The following is a 13,440-nucleotide window of genomic DNA, read 5'->3' as shown; positions in this document are numbered from 1 at the left end:
GTGGAGAGCCACCGGGAACCCCGGTAGCCGCTACGCTCGGAGACGGACACCCCGCGCGTGTCGCGGAGCGTGGCGAACGCGAGCCAGGATGGAGCACATGACCGAGCCGAACTTCCGGAAATCGGGTACAGCGGGTGACACCGACCACGAATCTTCACCCCACGTGGTGGTAGTCGACGCGGACGGCTCACCGCTTGACGGTGCGGAGCACGCCGAGGCGGTGGGCGACCTCATCGAAGAGCCGGCCAAGGTGATGCGGATCGGCACGATGATCAAGCAGCTGCTGGAGGAGGTCCGCGCGGCCCCGCTGGACGACGCGTCCCGCACGCGGGTGCGCGAGATCCACCAGACCTCGGTGAAGGAGCTGGCCGCTTCGCTGGCGCCGGAGCTCCAGGACGAGCTGGAGCGCTTGGTCCGCCCGTTCACGGACGACTCGACGCCTTCGGACGCCGAGCTGCGGATCGCGCAGGCTCAGCTGGTCGGGTGGCTGGAGGGGTTGTTCAGCGGGATTCAGACGGCCCTGTTCGCGCAGCAGATGGCGGCCCGCGTGCAGCTGGAGCAGATGCGGCGCGGGTTGCCGGCCGGACCTTCGGCCGCCGGTGGGGGCCATGAGCCGCACGGGCCCGGGATCTCGGGAACGGGCCAGTACCTCTGACAGTTGTCCCGGGGTTGTCCACAGACCGAAGGGGATGTGGACAACCCCTGTGGATAACTACAGGCTGCTGAAGAACGCGCGGATGTCGCCGATCAGCGCGTCCGGCTCCTCCAACGCCGGGAAGTGGCCTCCGCGCGGGAACTCCGTCCAGTGGACGATCTTGTCCGTACGCTCCGCCAGCGCACGGATCGGCAGGCCGATGTCGCCCGGGAAGACCGCCACTCCCGTCGGAACCGTGTTCGACGCCGGCGGTGCTCCCCAGCCTCCGGTCAACGCCGCGTACAGCCGCGCCGAGGAGTTGGCCGTCTCCGTGAACCAGTAGATCGACACGTCCGCCAACAGGTCGTCGCGGTCGATCAGATCCACCGACGTGTTCGAAAACGAACGGAACTTCTCAGCGATCCACGCCAGCTGCCCCGCCGGCGAGTCGTGCAGACCGTAAGCAAGCGTTTGCGGCTTGGTCGACTGGAGGATCGCGTAGCCCGTGCCGGACGCCGAAAACGCCTGCCCCTTCTCCAGGGACCGCCGGCCGAGTTCCTGGTCCGGCAGGCCTTCGAGGTCCGCCGGCGTCCGCGCCACCGCCGACGCCAGCATCGTCACGTGGATCCCCAAGACCCGCGACGGGAACTGGATCGCCAGCTCGCGCGAGATGATCGCGCCCCAGTCGCCGCCGTGGGCGCCGAACCGCTCGTATCCCAAGGTGGTCATCAGCGAGGCGAACGCCCGCGCGATCCGCTCCGGGCTCCAGTCCGTCGTCGGCGTCGGGCCCGAGAAGCCGTAGCCCGGGATCGACGGGACCACGACCGTCAGCGCCGAAGCGGGGTCGCCGCCGTACGCACGCGGGTCCGTCAGTGGCCCGATGATGTCCAGGAACTCGACGATCGAGCCCGGCCAGCCGTGCGTCAGCAGCACCGGCGTCGCGGACGGCTCCGGGGAGACCACGTGCAGGAAATGCACCTTCGTGCCGTCGATCGTCGTCATGAACTGCGGGAAGCCGTTGATCCGCTCCTCCTGCGCCCGCCAGTCGAAGCCCGTCCGCCAGTATTCGGCCAGCTCACGCACATAGTCCACCGGCGCACCGAGCCGCCAGCCGGCATCGGCGGGCTGGTCCGGCCAGCGCGTGTTCGCCAGGCGCGCGCGGAGGTCGTCGAGGGCGGCCTGCGGGACGTCGACGCGGAACGGCGTGATCTCTGAAGTCATGCCTCAACGATAGGAAGCATCGCGGACAGATCCAGTCCTCGATTCGATTTGATCCAGCACTCGATCCACCCCGAGACCGTCCACTGTGGATGACGCGGCTGCCGACAACCGCCGCCGAAGCGCCGGGTCGGACAACAGCGACCGCAAGACCGCCGTCACCGACGGCAGCCGCTCCGACAGGGACTCCGCGGGGCCGAGGCCCGCCGTCAGGCCCAGCTCCAAAGCGGCCCGGTAGCCCGCTTCCTGGTTGTCCACCAGCCGCACCGCCGCCGTCGGGACGCCGAGGCAGCACAGCTCCACGAACGTCACCCCGGCCGCGCTCACCGCGATGTCGGTCGTCGCGAACAGCTCCAGCAGCGCGGGGCTCGGCGCCGCGAACCGGATCGACTGGCCCGGCATCAAGTCGGGCAACGTGTGTTCGCCGCGCACCAGCACGTCCGCCGCGAAGGGCAGTTCCGTGTCGCGAAGCGCGCGAAGCAGCAACTCGACCGTCGGCGCCCACTGGCTGCCGCTGCCCAGGGCGACCGTCACGCGCATCGGCGGCCCGGACGGCACCCGGCGCGTCGACCGCACGGCGTCCCGAAGCGGCGCGTACGCGATCCCCCGCAGCAAGACGTCCGAGCCGTCGTCAGGACGGGCCGAGGGCGCGAAGCCCGAGTCCACGACGATGTCCGACGGTCGGCGCCCGAACACGTCGTCCTCGATCGAGACGAGCAGCGCACCGGCCGCGTTGATCTCTTTGCGCAGGTCACCGAGGCTGTAGTGATCGACGATCACCGCGTCGAACCCGGTCGCGTCGAAAGACTCCCGCGCGACGCCCAGCTCGTCGAAGCGCGAAGCGAGCCACTCCGCGTTTTCGACGCGGCCCGAGAACGCCACCTGCCAGCCCCGCGCCACCGCCCGCTCGGCGTAGGCGACCGCCCGCGAGATGTGCCCGGCGCCGATCGACGCCGACGCGTCCGCGCGCAGGAGCAGCCTCACGAACCGACCTTCTTCTGCTCGACGTGCGCGTTCAGCGCCACCAGGTCCGGCCGCGACCGCAACAGGGCGACCACGGCCCGCCAGTCGCCGACGCCGTCGCCGAGTTCGCTCACCACAGCGGAAAGCAGTTCCCAGTCCTCCACGGTGTCGAGCGTCACGCGCAGGTCGTCGGCCGCCGGACTCACCACGACTCCGGCGCACGAGTAGCGCGAAGGCTGCGAGTACACGCCGGACGTGACGTGCTCGCGGTGCGCGCCGACAGCCGTCGAGACCTGTTCGGCCAGCACAGCGGCCCGCACCAGCTCGGCGTCGAACCCGCGCGGCAGCGTCCGGACCAGCGTCGTGCTCACGTAGTCCAGCGACGGCTGGGCCCGCCACAGCGCCGCGAGCTGGCCGATCAGCGACGGGTCCAGCAGCGGGCAGTCGGCGGTGAGCCTGATCACGGCGTCGGCGGGGTGCTCGCGCAGCGCCACCGCGAACCGGCCGAGCACGTCGTCGAGGGGACCCCGGACCACCGCGGCTCCGCAGCGGGCCGCCTCCGCCGCGACGTCGTCGTCCGAAGTGTCCGAAGACGTCGCGACCACCACCTGGTCGACCCCGGGTGCGGCCGCCGCGGCCCGGACGACCCAGCCCAGCACGCTGCGGCCGCCGAGCGGGCGCAGCACCTTGCCGGGGAGCCTGGTCGACGTCGACCGGGCCTGGATGACGGCGTTGACCACGGGTGCTGCACGCATGGGTGACATGATGGCCGACGGCCACAGTCACCGAAACGCGGAGGTCAACGATGTCCGAGCTGGATGGCTCCAGCATCCTGCTCACCGGCGGGACCGGTTCCTTCGGCAAGGCGTTCATCGCGCACGCGCTCGCCGAACTGAACCCGAGCCGGCTGGTCGTGCTCTCCCGCGACGAGCTGAAGCAGTACGAAGCCCGGCAGTTGTTCAACGACGATCCGCGCCTGCGCTGGTTCATCGGCGACATCCGCGATCGGCGCCGGCTCGAGCGCGCCATGCACGGCGTCGACTACGTCGTGCACGCCGCCGCGCTCAAGCAGGTCGACACCGGTGAGTACAACCCGTTCGAATTCGTCCAGACCAACGTCATGGGCTCGCAGAACGTGATCGAGGCCGCGATCGACACCGGCGTCAAGAAGGTCGTCGCGCTGTCGACGGACAAGGCGTCCAGCCCGATCAACCTCTACGGCGCCACCAAGCTGTGCGCCGACCGGATGTTCATCAGCGGCAACCATTACGCCGCCGCGCACGTGACGCGCTTCTCCGTGGTCCGCTACGGCAACGTGATGGGCTCGCGCGGCAGCGTCATCCCGTTCTTCCGCAAGCTGGCCGAAAAGGGCGAGTCGCTGCCGATCACGCACAAGGACATGACCCGGTTCTGGATCACGCTCCCCCAGGCCGTGCGGTTCGTCGTCGACTCGTTCGACCAGATGCACGGCGGCGAGCTGTACGTGCCGCGGATCCCGAGCATGCGGCTGGTCGACCTGGCCCAGGCGATCGCGCCGGGCAGCGAGATGCACGAGGTCGGCATCCGCCCGGGCGAGAAGCTGCACGAAGAGATGATCGCCCCCGACGACGCGCGCCGGACGGTCCAGCTCAAGGACCGCTACGTCGTCCAGCCGCACCTCGCGGGCTGGGGCTTCCAGCCGCCGGCGGACGGCACGCCGATGCCGGAGGGTTTCGCCTACCGCTCGGACACGAACGACCTCTGGCTGGACGGCGAAGAGCTGCGCGAACTGGTCGAGCAGCATGCCTGATTTCCTCCCGTACGGCCGCCAGTCGATCAGCGAAGACGACATCCAGGCCGTCGTCGACGTGCTGCGCGGCGACTGGCTGACGACCGGCCCCGCGGTCCAGCAGTTCGAGAACGACCTCGCGGCGCACACCGGCGGTACGCCCGCGGTGGCCGTCACCTCGGGCACCGCGGCCCTGCACGTCGCCTACGCGGCGGCCGGCATCAAGGCCGGTGATGAGGTCGTCGCCTCGCCGATGACGTTCGTCGCCACCGCCGCGACCGCCGCGCTGCACGGTGCGAAGGTGGTCTTCGCCGACGTCGAAGCGGACACCGGGAACCTTTCGGTCGAGGCTGCCGCGGCCGCGGTGACCGAGCGCACGAAGGTCGTCGCCGCCGTCGACTACGCCGGCCACCCGGCCGAGCTGGACGCGCTCGCCAAAACCGCCCACGACGCCGGCGCGCTGCTTTTGGAGGACGCGGCGCACTCCGTCGGCGGTTCCTGGCAGGGCCGCCCGGTGGGCTCGATCGCCGATCTGACGACGTTCTCGTTCTTCCCGACGAAGAACCTCACGACGGCCGAGGGCGGCGCCGTCGTCACGCCGGACGCGGGCCTGCTCGACCGGGCGCGGAAGTTCCGCAACCACGGCCTGGTCCGCGACCGCGCCGAGCAGCGCTACCCGGACGAGGGCGGCTGGCACCAGGAGGTGCACGAGTTCGGCCTGAACTACCGCCTGCCGGACGTCCTCTGCGCGCTCGGCAGCAGCCAGCTCACGCGGCTCGGGGAGTTCAAGAAGCGCCGCGCCGAGATCCACGCCCGCTACAGCGCGGCGCTGGCCGACGTCGACGGCGTGGCGACGCCGCCGAGCCGCCCGGGCGCCGACCCCGTGTGGCACCTCTACCCGCTGCGGGTCCTCGAAGGCCGCCGCAAGGCGCTGTTCGAGCACCTGCGCGGCGTCGGGATCGGCGTCCAGGTGAACTACATCCCGGCCTACTGGCACCCCGTCTTCGAGGACCTCGGCTACCGGCGCGGGCTCTGCCCGAACGCCGAGGCGTACTACGAGCAGGAGCTCTCGCTGCCGCTGTTCCCGTCGCTGACGGACGCCGACGTCGACCGCGTCGTCGACGCCGTGCGCGCGTTCTTCGGCTAGATCAGGTCCCAGGTCAGGGGCGTGCCCTTCGCGGCGTCGACGCGGAAGGTGCGCCCCACCACGGCCGTGATCTCGCCGGGGGCCAGGCCGCCGGCGGGCCGGATCGACCGGACGTTCGCCGGCGTCACCTCGTCGCCCGCACGCACGTCCTCGACGACGTAGAGGGACCGGCGCAGCCGCAGGCCCTCCTTCTCGCTTTCGCGCGGGCCCAGCACCGCCTGACCCAGCGCTTCCCAGGCCCGGTGCGTCTCGGTGACCAGCGCGGCCAGCTCCGACGGCTCCAGCGAGAACTCCGAGTCGACACCGCCGTCGGCCCGGGCCAGCGTGACGTGCTTCTCGATGGCCACCGCGCCGAGCGCGACGGCCGCGACCGGCGCCCCGATGCCCGGCGTGTGGTCGGACAGGCCCACCAGCGTCTGCGTCAGGCCGGCCAGCAGCGGCAGCCCGCGCAGGTTGCTCTCGGACGGCGACGCCGGGTAGCTCGCCGTGCAGCCGAGCACGATGAGCTGGTCGTTGCCCGCCTCACGCGCGGTGCGCACCGCGGCGTCGATCTCGGCGACGTTCGCCATGCCGGTGGAGATGACCAGCGGCTTCCCCGTGCGAGCGCACAGCTCGACCAGCGGCAGGTCGACGATCTCGGACGAGGCGATCTTGTACGCCGGCGCGTCGAGGGACTCCAGCAGCTCGACCGCGGTCGGGTCGAAGGGACTGGAGAAGATCTCCAGGCCGCGCGCACGAGCGCGTTCGAAGAGCGGCGCGTGCCAGTCCCAGGGCGTGTGGGCCTTTTCGTACAGTTTGTACAGGTTTTCGCCGCCCCACAGGGAATGCGAGTCACCGATCCGGAACGCCGGGGTGTCGACGTCGATGGTGATCGTGTCCGGGCGGTAGGTCTGCAGCTTGACCGCCTGCGCGCCGGTCTCCGCGATGGCGTCGATGATGGCCAGCGCCCGGTCGAGGTCGCCGTTGTGGTTGCCGGACATCTCGGCAATGACGAACGGCGGGTGGCCGGGGCCGATCGAGTGCGCGCCGAACCGGATGTCGTGCATGGTGCCTCCCCGGGGTGGACTGCGGGTCAGCTCAGAGTCTTGCGCAGCTGCCGGAAGCCGCTGACGGCAGGCGCGGCTTCGGCATACCCGGCGTGCTCGAACAGCTTCGCCGAAGCGGTGTTGTCCTGGTGGACGGCGGCCAGCACGACCCGGACGCCGAGCCGCTCCCGGGCGGCCCGCTCCCCCTCGGCGAGCACCGCGCCGGACAGGCCACGGCCACGCCGCTCCGGCGCGAGGGTGATGCTGACCTCCCAGCCGTCGCCGTCCCGGCGGTCGAACCGGACGGTGCCGGCCGGTGCCTCCTCGTGCTCGACGACGAGCAGGAACCGCTCCGGGTCCGCGAGCACCCCGCGCAGCCACGCGAGGTGCTCGTCCAGGGAGACCACCGCCGTCGACCGCGACGACTGCCGCGTCCGGGGGTCGTTGCGCCAGCCCAGCAGCAGCTCGGCGTCCGCTTCGGTGGCTTCCCGGGCGCGCAAGCTACTGGCTGACGGGCTCTTCGACCCGGCCCTCGAGCCGCCGCAGCCGGTCCTCGTAGCGGGAGATGCCGGCCAGCCGGACGCGGATCTGGGCGTGCTGGCGCTGGATCTCCTCGATCAGCGTGCGGGCCTCGGCGATCTGCGGAGCATCGGTGTTGGGCACCAGCGACATCGACTCGCGCAGCGTCTCCAGCCGGCCTTCCTGCGCGGCCACGTGCGGGATCAGCCGGTCGAGCTCGGCGCGGGCCCAGCGCAGGTCACCGCGGGCCTGCTCGAGGTTGTGCTCGGCGTTGTCCAGCCGGCGCCGGTGGTCGGCGGTGGCGTGCTCGAGGTTGTTGACGCGCTCGGCCAGGCCGCGGGTGCGCTCGTCCACGCGGAAGTCGACGACCCGGACGATCCGTTCGAGCAGGCCTCTGCCCAGTTTCTGCACTGCCATGGGAGTTCCTTACGTGGGTGGGGACGCGCGTCTAGCGCAGGAGGGTGGTGTCACCGGTCTTGGTCCAGGAGTCCAGCAGCCGCCCTTCGGCGGCGATCTGGTGCTCCGGCCCGACGATGCAGGAGTCGCCGGCGGCGTGCTCCCACGAGGTCTGGTCCGGGTTGTCGATGAACGAGAACCCGGAGAGCACGAGCTGGGCGGTCGGGAACGACGTCCGCGCGATCCAGGCGGCCAGCGTGCCGGTGGTCGACCACGTCGGCTCGTCGCGCGTCGGCAGGCCCAGGGCGTCCGACAGCGGCAGCACGACCTCGCGGTTCGACACCGGGACCGCACCGAGGTCGGGGGGCCACCAGCCCGGCACGTCCTCCGGCTCCCAGTGCATCCGGCCGGGCTCGACCAGCAGGTAGAGCCGCTTCCGGTAGTCCTGGAAGACGTACGGGGTGGCCCGGATCGCCCGGTTGAACACCACGACGTGGGTCCGGGAGCCGACGACCTCCTCGCCCGGCTTGTCGACGACGAAGCCGTTCACGCGGATCACGAGGTCGCACGCGTCGATCGCCTTCGCCCGCTGGGGGTCGGGCGGGAGCGGCTGGTTTCCGACGACGGCCACCGAACGCGGGTCGGGCCGGTCGGCGTAGGCCGCGAGCAGGTTGACCATCAAGCTCGCCGCGCCGAGAGCAGCAGTCATAAGCCGAGAAAGTACCAGCACGCAGGACACACCCCACCGCGTAGCGGTCCCTAACCTCTACCACACGGGCGGGGTGGCCCGGACGCCGCTCATCCCATCGGTACCCTCGTCCACGTGCATGCCACCAGCACGGTTCAGGCCGCGGACTCACCCGTAGCGACGTCGGCACCCCCGATGTCGGACAGCAAGACGTTCGCGCGTGCCTTCGCCGACATCAAGGCCGGTTTCTCCGCTCGCGAGCTGTGGGGTCACCTCGGCTGGCAGGACATCAAGCAGCGGTACCGCCGCTCGGTGATCGGGCCCTTCTGGATCACCATCAGCCAGGCGGTCATCGCGCTCGGGCTCGGGCTGCTGTACTCGCAGCTGTTCAAGGTGCCCGTCGAGGTGTTCCTGCCCTACATCTCCACCGGCTTCATCATCTGGGGCTTCATCAGCGGCTGCCTGTCCGAGGGCATGGAGACGTTCATCGCCAACGAGGGGATGATCAAGCAGCTCCCGGCGCCGTTGAGCGTGTACATGCTGCGGACGGTCTGGCGCCAGACGCTGCTGCTGGCGCACAACATGATCGTCTACGTCGTCGTGCTGGTGATCTTCTTCAGCGCACTCAGCAACCCGTACTCCGTGAGCAACGGCGCGTGCCAGCCGGGCGGCATCTGCCACCCGGGTCTCAGCTGGACCATCCTGCTCGCCATCCCCGGCTTCCTCCTGCTGGCGATCAACGCCGCTTGGGTGACGCTGCTGTTCGGCATCATCTCGACCCGGTTCCGCGACATCCCGCAGGTGGTCAACTCGCTGATCCAGCTGCTGTTCTACGGCACCCCGATCGTCTGGCCGGTGGACCAGCTGCTGGCCGGCGGGCAGCGCTCGGAGATCTCGTGGATCCTGCCGATCGTCAAGGCGAACCCGCTGTACCACTTCATGCAGGTGGTCCGCGCGCCGCTGCTGGGCCAGGACTTCTCCGCGGAGAACTGGATCGTGGTCGGCTGCATCACCGTCGTCGGGTGGGCGCTCGCGCTCGTCGCGATGCGCAATTACCGTGCCCGCGTCTCCTATTGGGTGTGACACATGGTTTCCATTGACGTTCACAACGCGTTCGTCGACTTCCCGATCTTCGACGCGAAGACGCGGTCGATGAAGAAGCGCGTCCTGGGCAAGGTCGGCGGCAAGATCGGCACCGAATCCAAGGTGCCGATCATCGAAGCCCTGCACGACGTGACCCTGAACCTGCGCGAGGGCGACCGGGTCGGCCTGGTCGGCCACAACGGCGCCGGCAAGTCCACGCTGCTGCGGCTGCTCGCGGGCATCTACGAGCCGACCCGCGGCTCGTCGCGGATCCAGGGCAAGATCGCCCCGGTCTTCGACCTCGGCATCGGCATGGACCCGGAGATCTCCGGCGAAGAGAACATCATCATCCGCGGCCTCTTCCTCGGCATGACGGCCAAGGAGATGGAGAAGCGGGTCGACGACATCGCGGAGTTCACCGAGCTCGGCGACTACCTGCAGATGCCGCTGCGGACGTACTCCACGGGCATGCGCGTGCGGCTCGCGCTGGGCGTCGTCACCTCGATCGACCCGGAGATCCTGATCCTCGACGAGGGCATCGGCGCGGTCGACGCGGCGTTCCTCAACAAGGCGCGCGACCGTCTCAAGGACCTGGTCAAGCGCTCCGGCATCCTGGTGTTCGCCAGCCACTCGGACGAGTTCCTCTTCGAGCTGTGCGACTCGGCCATCTGGATGGACGAAGGTCACCTGAAGCAGCAGGGTTCGCTGCGGGACGTCCTGACGTCGTACAAGGGCCGCGACCCCTTCGAAAACATGAGCAAGGAAACCCTGGAGCGCTTCGGCATCGAGCCGGTGGCGACGACGAACGGCGGGGAATGATGGCCAGCGAGACCCGGCAGCTGCCCGACGGCGCGGTCGTCGGCGTGGTCGTCACGCGGCACCGGCGCGAACTGCTCGCGGACTCGCTGAAGATCATCGCGGCCCAGACCCGGCCGGTCGACCACCTCGTCGTGGTCGACAACGGGCCGGACGACTCGGCCCGTGAAGTCGTCGAGAACTACCCGCTGCCGCACACCTACCTGCCTTCACACCGCAACCTCGGTGGCGCGGGCGGGTTCGCGCTCGGCATGCTGCACGCGCTGTCGATGGGCGCGGACTGGGTCTGGCTGGCCGACGACGACGGGCGCCCGGCCGACGAGAACGTGCTGGCGATCCTGCTGGCAGAGGCGGAGAAGCGGAACCTGGCGGAGATTTCGCCGGTGGTGTCCAACATCGACGCCCCGGAGAAGCTGGCGTTCCCGCTCCGCCGCGGCCTGACGTGGAAGCGGTCGCAGTCCGAGCTGGGCGTCGACTTCCTGCCGGGCATCGCGTCGCTGATGAACGGCGCGCTGTTCCGCGCGTCCACTTTGGACGTCGTCGGCGTGCCGGACCTGCGCCTGTTCTTCCGCGGCGACGAGGTCGAGCTGCACCGCCGGCTGGTGCGGTCGGGCCTGCCGTTCGGGACGTCGCTGAAGACGAAGTACCTGCACCCGGACGGCTCGGACGAGTTCAAGCCGATGCTGGGCGGCAAGTTCCACGCGCAGGACCCGGAGAACGAGGTCAAGCGGTACTACACGTACCGCAACCGCGGCTACCTGTTGTCCCAGCCGGGAATGCGCAAGATCGGTGCGCTGGAGATCGTCCGGTTCGGCCTGTACTTCGTGGGCGTGAAGCGTGATCCGAAGGCGTTCCTGCAGTGGCTGAAGCTGGTGCGGCAGGGCCGGGCGGAGAAGTTCTACCGCTACTGAAACTGCCCTTCGAGCGGAACGGGGACGGCTTCGGTCCGGACGTCGGTGATCTCGGCGCCCGGCACGGTCCACCCCCGATAGTCCACTTCGGACAGTTCCCCGACCCGGAACTGTTCCGCCTGGTGGTTCCGCGACGAGCTCAAATGCGAAACGGCCCCGGTCGCCCGAGGCTGTTTCGCATTTGTCCGTTATTCGCCGATGACCGGCGGCGCGGTGCGCAGGTCGGTGCCGAAGACCTCGTCGGGGTCACCCTCGACGAGGTAAGTCGGGCGCGAGTGCTCCGTGTCCTCGTCGCCCTCGCCCTTCTGGCCGCGGCCCATGCCGCCGCCACCCATGCCGCTGCCGCGGCCGCCCGCGCCACCCGAGCCGAGGCCGCCCATCCCACGTCCCGCGGCCGCTTCGGCCGCGCCGATGCCACCCGGCCGGGCCGCACCCGACGCGGCACCCGCGCCCGTCGAGCTGCCGGCACCGCCCGAGCCGCCGGGACCGAAGCCACCGCCGCCTCCGCGTCCGGCGCCGCCGCCGACCTTGGAGTTGTAGGCCTCGTCGCCGCCGAAGTTCATGCCACCGCCCATGGGCATGGGACTCATCGGCGGCATGCCCCCGAACGACTGGTTCGGGTTCGGCGTCGACCCACCCGGAATCGAACCCGGCGTGAAGCCGGACGGCGTGGTGGTGCCGGCGGGGATCAGGCCCGCGCCGGTGGTCGAGCCGGGCCCGGAGATGTGCGGCGTGATGTTGGCGCCGGGGACGTTGCCGGTGGTGAAGTTGTTGCTGCCGCCCGGCGGGTTCCCCGAGCCGGAGCCCGGCATGTCCACACTGGACGGGGTGTTGATGCCGTTCTTGTCCCCGGTCCCGTTGGGGTCACCGGTGCCCCCGCCGGTGCTGAAACTGGGCGGCGGCGCGAAGGCGGGCTGCTTCGACGCGGCCTGGTAAAGGTTCTTGTCGTAGGTCGACATGACACCGGCGGCCTCGTCGTGCGCCGCCTGGCTGTCCTTCTGCTTCTGGAGTGACTTGTCGACGTTGTCCGGCAGGCTGAACGGGTTCGACGTCGCCCAGGACTTGAACTCGTCGCCCCAGGAGAACGGAATCGGGGCGGGCATGGAGTTCTTCGCCGTCGAGGCCGCTTGGCCCTGGTCGTAGATGGTCTCCGAGGCGAGCTTCGCGTTCTGCGAGTTCGCGTCGGACCACGTGCCGAGGCTGGTGAAGTACTGCTGCGCGTTGGTCGCCGCGGTGCCTTCCCAAGTGCCCTTGGACGAGTTCACGGCGGTGTTCATCGACGTCGCGAACTTGTCGAAGATCTGGTGGACCTTGTGGTAGGCCGTCGAGACCTCGGACACCTGCTCGACATCGAGGTTGCTGTCCAGGTACGCCTTGAGCTGGGTGTGGTCGTTGCCCTTGTAGTCCGCGTTCGGCGCGTTCAGGCCCTGCACGTACTCGACGTCGCGCCCCTTGGTGGCGTCGGCGACGTTCTTGTCGCCGAGCTCCTGGGACTGGTTCTTGGCCTTCTGCTGAGCCACCCACTGCTGGAGCGGTCCGAAGAGCCAGTTGCCCGGGTCGACACCTTCGTCGGCCTTCTGCTGCAGGTAGGCGTCGCGCTCGGCGGGCGCCATGTCCTGGACTTCTTGGGGCGTCTTGTCCGCGGTCTTCGGCGGCGGACCCTGTCGCGTCGTCATCTGGGTTCCCCTATCCCTTCGGCAGCCGCGGTTCGACAGCGGCCTTGGCCACCGCTTCGGCGATCTGGCAAGCCTCGTCCGCCGAGCCGACGCCGATCACCGCTACGTCGACCCGCGACGAATCGCCCACCGGCAGCGCGAGCGTGCACCCGTCGACCGAGCCGCCGCCGGGCGCTTCCTTCGCCTGCCGCCCGTTGATGTCCTTGTCGACGACCCCGCCGCCCGTGTCGTTCACCTGCGCGACCGACGAGGTGTCGCGGACGTTGGCGCCGATCACCATGGACTTGTCGCTCGCCGAGGCGATCTTCTTCTGGTACTTGCAGCTGCGCGCGCCGGCGATCGTCTGGCTCTGCGGCGGGTTGAACTCGCCGTAGCTGCTGAGGTCGCTCGGCTCGATGAGCGAGCAGGCATCGGCGATCGACTGGGTGCCCCCGCCGCCCGTGGACGACGAAGACGTCTCCGGCGCGCTGGGCTCACTGGCCGAAGGCGACTGCGCGGGCGACGCCGTGCCGCCTTCGGTGCTGGTGCACCCGGTCAGCAGGGCTCCGCCGGCGAGGAGCGGAAGTACGACTCGGAGGAGGAGTTTGGTCATTACC

The 13,440-nt window shown here is 70.0% G+C and carries 15 protein-coding genes; 6 read left to right on the top strand and 9 right to left on the bottom strand.

Going from position 1 to position 13,440, the window contains the following annotated elements:
* Positions 1-88: 88 nt before the first annotated feature.
* A complete protein-coding gene (locus tag AB0M59_RS13160) occupies positions 89-655 on the top strand; it encodes a bacterial proteasome activator family protein (RefSeq protein ID WP_364613370.1) in 567 nt (188 codons plus the stop codon).
* Positions 656-712: 57 nt separating this feature from the next.
* On the opposite strand, the gene AB0M59_RS13155 is transcribed toward AB0M59_RS13160, so the two are convergent.
* Genes AB0M59_RS13155 through AB0M59_RS13145 form a run of 3 tightly spaced genes read right to left on the bottom strand, consistent with a single transcriptional unit; the run spans position 713 to position 3,579 of the window.
* On the bottom strand, positions 713-1,855 hold the full coding sequence (locus AB0M59_RS13155) for an epoxide hydrolase family protein (RefSeq protein WP_364613367.1): 1,143 nt from the start codon (positions 1,853-1,855) through the stop codon (positions 713-715).
* 3 nt (positions 1,856-1,858) lie between these two features.
* Positions 1,859-2,836 carry a spore coat protein gene (locus AB0M59_RS13150; protein ID WP_364613364.1) on the bottom strand — a complete coding sequence of 326 codons (978 nt, stop codon included), beginning with the start codon at positions 2,834-2,836 and terminating at the stop codon, positions 1,859-1,861.
* On the bottom strand, positions 2,833-3,579 hold the full coding sequence (locus AB0M59_RS13145; protein ID WP_364613361.1) for a glycosyltransferase family protein: 747 nt from the start codon (positions 3,577-3,579) through the stop codon (positions 2,833-2,835). Before AB0M59_RS13145 ends, AB0M59_RS13150 begins: the two co-directional genes overlap by 4 nt.
* A gap of 41 nt (positions 3,580-3,620) precedes the next feature.
* Here AB0M59_RS13145 and pseB point away from each other — a divergent pair, with 41 nt between their 5' ends.
* Positions 3,621-4,604 carry a UDP-N-acetylglucosamine 4,6-dehydratase (inverting) gene (gene pseB / locus AB0M59_RS13140; protein ID WP_364613358.1) on the top strand — a complete coding sequence of 328 codons (984 nt, stop codon included), beginning with the start codon at positions 3,621-3,623 and terminating at the stop codon, positions 4,602-4,604.
* A complete protein-coding gene (locus tag AB0M59_RS13135; protein WP_364613355.1) occupies positions 4,597-5,730 on the top strand; it encodes an aminotransferase class I/II-fold pyridoxal phosphate-dependent enzyme in 1,134 nt (377 codons plus the stop codon). Before pseB ends, AB0M59_RS13135 begins: the two co-directional genes overlap by 8 nt.
* Here the strand turns inward: AB0M59_RS13135 and pseI are convergent.
* The 4 genes from pseI to AB0M59_RS13115 are packed head-to-tail and all read right to left on the bottom strand — an operon-like array spanning position 5,727 to position 8,349.
* The gene (pseI, locus tag AB0M59_RS13130; protein ID WP_364613352.1) at positions 5,727-6,776 is read right to left on the bottom strand and encodes a pseudaminic acid synthase; all 1,050 of its coding nucleotides are present in this window, start codon (positions 6,774-6,776) and stop codon (positions 5,727-5,729) included. The genes AB0M59_RS13135 and pseI overlap by 4 nt on opposite strands.
* Positions 6,777-6,802: 26 nt before the next feature.
* A complete protein-coding gene (locus AB0M59_RS13125) occupies positions 6,803-7,255 on the bottom strand; it encodes a GNAT family N-acetyltransferase (RefSeq protein ID WP_364613349.1) in 453 nt (150 codons plus the stop codon).
* Between the two features lies 1 nt (position 7,256).
* Positions 7,257-7,691, bottom strand: coding sequence for a hypothetical protein (locus AB0M59_RS13120; RefSeq protein ID WP_364613346.1), 435 nt, complete (start codon positions 7,689-7,691; stop codon positions 7,257-7,259).
* Positions 7,692-7,722: 31 nt separating this feature from the next.
* On the bottom strand, positions 7,723-8,349 hold the full coding sequence (locus AB0M59_RS13115) for a glycosyltransferase family 29 protein (protein ID WP_364613576.1): 627 nt from the start codon (positions 8,347-8,349) through the stop codon (positions 7,723-7,725).
* A 144-nt stretch (positions 8,350-8,493) separates the two neighbouring features.
* Between AB0M59_RS13115 and AB0M59_RS13110 the strand changes: the two genes are divergently transcribed.
* Genes AB0M59_RS13110 through AB0M59_RS13100 form a run of 3 tightly spaced genes read left to right on the top strand, consistent with a single transcriptional unit; the run spans position 8,494 to position 11,168 of the window.
* Positions 8,494-9,441: an ABC transporter permease gene (locus AB0M59_RS13110; protein WP_364613343.1), complete on the top strand. Its 948-nt coding sequence runs from the start codon at positions 8,494-8,496 to the stop codon at positions 9,439-9,441.
* 3 nt (positions 9,442-9,444) lie between these two features.
* Complete coding sequence (locus tag AB0M59_RS13105; RefSeq protein WP_364613340.1) at positions 9,445-10,260, top strand: ABC transporter ATP-binding protein; 816 nt, start codon at positions 9,445-9,447, stop codon at positions 10,258-10,260.
* Complete coding sequence (locus AB0M59_RS13100) at positions 10,260-11,168, top strand: glycosyltransferase family 2 protein (RefSeq protein WP_364613337.1); 909 nt, start codon at positions 10,260-10,262, stop codon at positions 11,166-11,168. Before AB0M59_RS13105 ends, AB0M59_RS13100 begins: the two co-directional genes overlap by 1 nt.
* Before the next feature lie 188 nt (positions 11,169-11,356).
* Here the strand turns inward: AB0M59_RS13100 and AB0M59_RS13095 are convergent, their stop codons facing one another.
* Together AB0M59_RS13095 and AB0M59_RS13090 are read right to left on the bottom strand one after the other, a co-directional pair.
* On the bottom strand, positions 11,357-12,844 hold the full coding sequence (locus AB0M59_RS13095; RefSeq protein WP_364613334.1) for a hypothetical protein: 1,488 nt from the start codon (positions 12,842-12,844) through the stop codon (positions 11,357-11,359).
* 10 nt (positions 12,845-12,854) lie between these two features.
* Entirely contained in the window at positions 12,855-13,436 is a 582-nt protein-coding gene (locus AB0M59_RS13090; protein ID WP_364613331.1) for a DUF3558 family protein, read from the bottom strand.
* Positions 13,437-13,440 lie beyond the last annotated feature (4 nt).

Source organism: Amycolatopsis sp. NPDC051371, assembly GCF_040682155.1.
Lineage (GTDB): Bacteria > Actinomycetota > Actinomycetes > Mycobacteriales > Pseudonocardiaceae > Amycolatopsis.
This window is presented reverse-complemented; position numbering and strand designations above follow the sequence as displayed.

What these genes read in the sequence shown, in the direction of transcription:
- AB0M59_RS13155 (WP_364613367.1), bottom strand. Translation starts at nt 1,855, where the DNA reads ATGACTTCAGAGATCACGCCGTTCCGCGTCGACGTCCCGCAGGCCGCC.
- AB0M59_RS13090 (WP_364613331.1), bottom strand. Translation starts at nt 13,436, where the DNA reads ATGACCAAACTCCTCCTCCGAGTCGTACTTCCGCTCCTCGCCGGCGGA.
- AB0M59_RS13160 (WP_364613370.1), top strand. Translation starts at nt 89, where the DNA reads ATGGAGCACATGACCGAGCCGAACTTCCGGAAATCGGGTACAGCGGGT.
- AB0M59_RS13145 (WP_364613361.1), bottom strand. Translation starts at nt 3,579, where the DNA reads ATGTCACCCATGCGTGCAGCACCCGTGGTCAACGCCGTCATCCAGGCC.
- AB0M59_RS13135 (WP_364613355.1), top strand. Translation starts at nt 4,597, where the DNA reads ATGCCTGATTTCCTCCCGTACGGCCGCCAGTCGATCAGCGAAGACGAC.
- AB0M59_RS13100 (WP_364613337.1), top strand. Translation starts at nt 10,260, where the DNA reads ATGGCCAGCGAGACCCGGCAGCTGCCCGACGGCGCGGTCGTCGGCGTG.
- pseI (WP_364613352.1), bottom strand. Translation starts at nt 6,776, where the DNA reads ATGCACGACATCCGGTTCGGCGCGCACTCGATCGGCCCCGGCCACCCG.
- AB0M59_RS13095 (WP_364613334.1), bottom strand. Translation starts at nt 12,844, where the DNA reads ATGACGACGCGACAGGGTCCGCCGCCGAAGACCGCGGACAAGACGCCC.
- AB0M59_RS13115 (WP_364613576.1), bottom strand. Translation starts at nt 8,349, where the DNA reads ATGGTCAACCTGCTCGCGGCCTACGCCGACCGGCCCGACCCGCGTTCG.
- pseB (WP_364613358.1), top strand. Translation starts at nt 3,621, where the DNA reads ATGTCCGAGCTGGATGGCTCCAGCATCCTGCTCACCGGCGGGACCGGT.
- AB0M59_RS13105 (WP_364613340.1), top strand. Translation starts at nt 9,445, where the DNA reads ATGGTTTCCATTGACGTTCACAACGCGTTCGTCGACTTCCCGATCTTC.
- AB0M59_RS13120 (WP_364613346.1), bottom strand. Translation starts at nt 7,691, where the DNA reads ATGGCAGTGCAGAAACTGGGCAGAGGCCTGCTCGAACGGATCGTCCGG.